This is a genomic window from Ligilactobacillus murinus DSM 20452 = NBRC 14221 (assembly GCF_001591685.1).
In the GTDB taxonomy this organism is placed as follows: Bacteria; Bacillota; Bacilli; order Lactobacillales; family Lactobacillaceae; genus Ligilactobacillus; species Ligilactobacillus murinus.
Genome location: NZ_BCVJ01000070.1, coordinates 1 through 5,826 on the forward strand (window position 1 = coordinate 1; position 5,826 = coordinate 5,826).

Here is a 5,826-nt window from a genome sequence, read left to right on the forward strand (position 1 = left end):
GTTAATCGAAGTGAATTGATATCCTTTCGTGTAGGTATCTGCCGCACTTTGGCCTTTCTTTGGTCCGTTACCGTAAACATAAGTTACTGTTTGGGTCACTGTCTTTGGTGTCCCTGCGACTTCTTTTGTCCCATGCTTAACATGTACGACTACCAACTGATCAGACGCATCATCTGTATCAAAAACCAATGGAAGCTTGTCTTGACTTACGATAACATAACCTTGTTTTTGTAAGTCTGCTATCTTAGTAGCATACTCTGCTTGGACACTCTCTGGAATATCATTTTCTGATCCACCTTGGGCCAATAACGTCGTGACTACGATCTCTGTACCTGTTTGATCATCGATAACTTTATAATTCAACTTTTGAATATTTGGTGTATAGTAAACGACTGTCTGTAATGCTGTTTCTTCTGTGTCATGAGAAACTTGCATTGCTGCAACTTCTGTTTTATCTGCCTTGTAACCAGCGATCGTTGGACTTGCCACCACCTCTGTCATTTGTGGTTCGCTCCACTTGGTCTGAATAACTTTATTAGTTACTCGATCCACTGTCTCAGTTGCTGTAAAGCTATATTCTTTAGTATATGTCGGTGCTGCATTTTCTTCTGCATGGACGCCATCTTTATATTTATATGTGATCGTTTGGGTAAGGTCGACCGTCTTTTCTTGTGTCGTTGTTCCATGCTTTAAGTGAACTGTCACGACTTGATCAGTTGTTTCATCTTGATCATAGTTCGGAAGATCTTCCTTACTTACGAGCACATAACCTTGAGCAAGATAATTTTTGATCATGTCAGCATACTTTTGACTCGTTTCTTCACTTGGAGCAGAGCCTGCTAGACCTTGGCCTAATAACTCTTTGTTGACTAAAATCGTACTCGTGTACGAACCATCATCATTTAACTGGCCTTGATTGTCAAAGATCGTCACGAGCACTTTTTGGATATCTTCAGTATAGACCACACGATAAACTTGAACTTCACTGTCGCTATTTCCCGAGTTATCCGTATTATCGAATCTTAATTTAGCCGCCAAAGCTGCCGCAAAATTATTATAGGTTTTGCCATCTGGAGCGATGACCGTATAACGATAGCCAGCCCGAGCAAACATATCATCTGATACCAAAGGAGCACCTGCTTGATCGTAAAACATCAAGCCATCTGTCTTGCCATCGTGGAAATATGGTGCTGTCGTAGCTTCAGCTTCACTTGTCGGTATCTGCTTACTTGGATCATTATCACTTATGATCACTGCTTTTTGGAAATCAGCTGTATACGTAACGATAAAGTTTTGAGTCACGCTTTGACCATCGATCTTATCATCAAAGATACCTTGCTCTTCTAGTGCCTCCGTTAAGCTATCATACACTTTATTTGTCAAAGGTGTTCCATTTTGGTCGACCACCATGATCTTATACGTATATCCTGGACGTTTTAGCTGTTCATCAGTCACCGTGAATTTGATCTCACTTGTCCCTGTTGGAGTTACTTGGGGCATTCCTGCTTGCGGATCACCTGTCGCTTGATCCAATAGTTTACCTTGCAATGAATTTTCAAAAAGACGAGCTTGATCAACTTGATAGACACGTGTTATGACTGTCGAACCATCAGCTTTGAAAACTGTACTTGAATACTGGTTCTCAACGAACTTATAGCCTGTGATCGTTGGTGGTGTAGGTAAACTTAATGCTTTACCTGCATCACCTAACAGATAACTATTTTCTAATTCATATTCTCCAGTTGCTTCATTTAGCGTAGCTTTCCCAACTAGATCAGGATAGCCATTGATCGGAGCACCTGATTGATCGACAAATTTTACAGTCGCATAAGTACCGTAACTATCTGTTATCGTACCTACGACTAGTGTCTTTTGACCAACATACCCTCCAACTTGACGTAAAGTGACCTGTTTACCCATATTAGTCTCACTAGTTGGTGAGTAGGCTGCAAGATGATAAATGATCTTATTACCGATGCTCAAAGTTGGTACATCTAACACTAATGCCTTGATCATGCTCCAATCAGTAACTTGGTCGGCAGTCAGTAAAGTGCTTGGTATTGTTTGTCCACTCGTCCAAGTCGTCCCATCAGCAAAAGTCAACGTCCTACCATCATCACTTAAAACAGCTGCTTGTGTTGCATAATAAAGCGTATGTGCATCATGGAGATGATTATTCGTCGGATCCAAAGCAAGTTTGCCTTCATCGCTGATATTTAGGGTAAAATCTTGGGCAGCAGCACTAGAATTATTACCATCTACGACACCAGCTTGTGGAAGATTCATGACCGAGATCACGTTGTTCAAAGCTGTTGCTAAGTTATTCACCATCCCAAATTGTAACGTTTGCAATCCTTGTTTTTGCCCATCTTTTTCTAAATAGTCTTTAGCAGGATAATTTGAACCACTATCTGAAAGGCTGTAATTCTTCGTTCCTTGGATAAGCGGTGCTGGTTTGATTTCTTCTGGGGCAACGATCCTAAATTGGATCGTATTTGCACCAGTATCAGTCATCGTCGTCTTAGCAATCGTCCCGTCAGCAAACTGGATCTGTGTCTGCAAGCTAGCTGGTAATTCCGTCTTGCTCGTGTCTCCTCCCAGTTGGATCCAACTTGTATTATTCGTAGCATTCACATTTGCCTTATACACTTGAAGCCCATCAGTCGAAACACCCTTTTTCTTTAAGTCAGCTTCCGTGTAAAGTGCTGGTTCTTTACCAGGCTCGGTATAAGCATACATGTCGACGAGCGTTCGCCCAACATCAAAGCCACTGACTGCATCAGAAACAACTTTTAAATTGAACAAGACTTTCATCTGTGGTTTTAATTCAAAGCCTGTTCCTGTCCAATCTAGGATCACAACTGTTTGTCCATTGATATTTTGTTTTTGAATGATCTTTGGTTCTGGAGTAACAGGGTTTTGATATTTTTTATCATAAGTGACTTGATAGAATTTATCACTTTTTGCAAAATTCGTTAACACTGTCTGTTCAGGCACTGTAAGATATACGATCGGTTCTCTAACAGTCCCGTATTCAACTGTCAACGCATGTCCTGGCAAGTCGGTTGCTGTGCCATTACCTTTACCAACTAAGACCCCACCAGCATCTAGGTTTGTTCCCTTGCTTGGCGTTGAAACTGAACCCATAGTTTGAAATCCCATACTAAACTCATCACCAGGTTTTTTCACATAAGTTTCGCTGCCTTTTGAAGGCCATTCATAACCTTGAAGTGGTAACTTTTTAGGTTCCGAGACTTTTACTTGAAATGCCGTCGTCAAACGTTTATTTTCCGATTCGATTTGGATCTTGGAGCTGTACGTTTGCCCAACTTGAGCTTTAGAGTTCAAATACCCTAAAATGTTGAGCATTCCAGAATTGATATCATTCAATGCACTAGACCCATTTGTCCCGTTGATCGAATTTTGAAGAGCATTAGCATAATATTTAACATCAGGTGTAACATCGTAAGCCGTGATCTTGACACCAGAAGCTAATTTTTTACCCATTCTGAACTCACCAAAATGGTCGATCTGCCCTGTCAATGGATCATAGTTTTCCCCTGCTTGCAAGCGTTGTGTGATCTGTGAACCATCAGATCCCGTAACAACTACTGTATATCCCGTTTGCGCTGGATTATATGACTTAAAGTCAGCGTGATCATTTGTCACATTATTGATCGGTAAGGTGATCCCTGTTGTGGTGATCTCATCTGGAAACTCAAAATGATATGTTGGCGTAAATTCCGTCAGCCCATTAGCCGTTAAACCGACAGCATATAAGACCGGAGCTGATTTATCACCATTATCCAAGATCGGACGCTCAACTGGCTCGATTTTTTGATCACTTACGCTTGTGCCACTATTTTTAACACTATTATAGTCAGAAACAAGTACCACATCATGGTTACTACTTTGTTCACTGTTGGAATAATGGATGATCAAGCCAAAGTTTTCATGCACGCTTGGATCATCTTTTGCCAATACATTTTGGTCAAAGCCTTTCGCTTCTGGGGATAAGCCACTTATATCAAGTGCTTCCCCGGTATCGATATTTACCGCCCCAAAATACTTTCTTTGGCCATCCCCAAGATCGACCCAGCCAGATGGTGCTTCACTTTTACCAGTCGTCTGTGTACTCGTGTAATGCCCGATAAATGACAACTTGGCACTTGTCGTAGTAAAGACGATCGGTTTTGTTGCGATCAAGATGATCGGTGTCCCTTCACCACCGGGCTGTGTTACTTGTAAATTTCCGTTTAGATACGGATCACTTGTATGCATCAAATACTTGTTAGTTTCAGCCACATCTAACACAAAATGCTCTGGGACTGGAACTTTTACTTGCGCAAGTCCCCTAACAGTCGTTGGAACATTGGCAACAAAATTACCGTCCAAGATCTCCACTTGATAGAGATAGTTAGTATCAGTCGTCACATTAGTCGTCGTATTTTCTTTATAGGCATCGGCCTTAGTCTCAACTTTAGCTCCTGCTGGTAACAAACTCTTATCTAATGTTATCTTGACATTTGTGCTGGTAGGTGCTGGAACATCATTGATCAAAAAGCTGATCTGATAGTTATCACCACTGACGGTCATCCCATCGTCTGCAACACTCCCCAAATACGGTGGATAAGTTTCAGCACCGTTTTGGACCAATTCAGCAAAGAAATTGACTGGTTTTATCGTTTGTTTGACCGTCACATTTGTATTATCTACCGCATTTGTGATCGTCCAAGTATACTTATAGCTTCCATCACCTAGCGCTGTCTTTTGGGGTGAACCAGTAGCATCTATATTACTTGCTGCTTCTAAGATCCCACCTTTAGTCGCATTAGGTTTTACGATCATACTGAAGGTATCGCCATTTTGCCCGGTATACTCGACTGTCATCGATAAACGCCCACGGTTAGGACTTGTATTGTCTGTTGTAAACGTATATTCAGTCGAACCATCCGCAGCAGTCGTCTTATCTAAGATCCCACTATTTTCTTGTGAAACTGAAGTTAAATGGATAACTTTTTCGTCAGCTTGTACACTTTCATCAGATACAGCTGCCACACTTCTAAAGCTACTTGTGGATGCCACAGCCTGTGTTTGTGTCGCCTCACTTGGCTGTTCTGTTTGTGTATTCGTTGTTTTGTCTTCTTTTATTTGAACACTTTCGGACTCTGTTTTAGCCACAGAATCTCCAGTCACTTCATTTGTTTCATCTGTTGCTGTTGTTTCTTTTTCTACACTTGTTTGGTTTGTATCCAGCGTCTCTTGTGCTGTTTGATCTGTTGTTGGCGCTCCTGATAGCGTCTTGTCATCAGTTTGGATAGTTCCCTGCGCTGTAGTTGACTCTCCTAAAGTCAAAGTCGTTACTTCATCGGCTAAAGCAGGTACCTGCAACAATACAGCTGAACTAAACATCGTTATTCCAGCTATGACCCAAGTTTTTTTGCGCTTATATAACTTATAGTGTCGTTTTTCTTCAGATGTATATTTTGCCAAACGCATTTTTGTTTTTCGCACAATGATCATCTCCCTCATCTTTTTTATGTTAACCTGTCGTAAAAAGTTAAATCTTTTTAAAGTAAATAATCTAAGTTGTTAAAAATATTAAATTTTTTATTATCTGTATCCATACTATAAAGCCAATTTATCTTTTTTTCAACATTTATACCCTCTACTTTAATCTTTACTAACTATACTAATAAATCGATTACATTGTGCGCAAGAAATACGACTATTTCCAACAACTTCTACCTTTAATATAATTAGAGTCTGACCAGAGAAACTGAGTAATAATATCTAAATTGTCAAATCAAGTTAGAAAAAAACTAT

The 5,826-nt window shown here is 40.4% G+C and carries 1 protein-coding gene; it reads right to left on the reverse strand.

The window, feature by feature from the left end; translation table 11 throughout:
- Positions 1 to 5,514 (reverse strand): mucin-binding protein (locus LMU01S_RS09355; RefSeq protein ID WP_169795911.1); only part of this gene is annotated, 5,514 nt, incomplete at its 3' end.
- Positions 5,515 to 5,826: the final 312 nt, after the last annotated feature.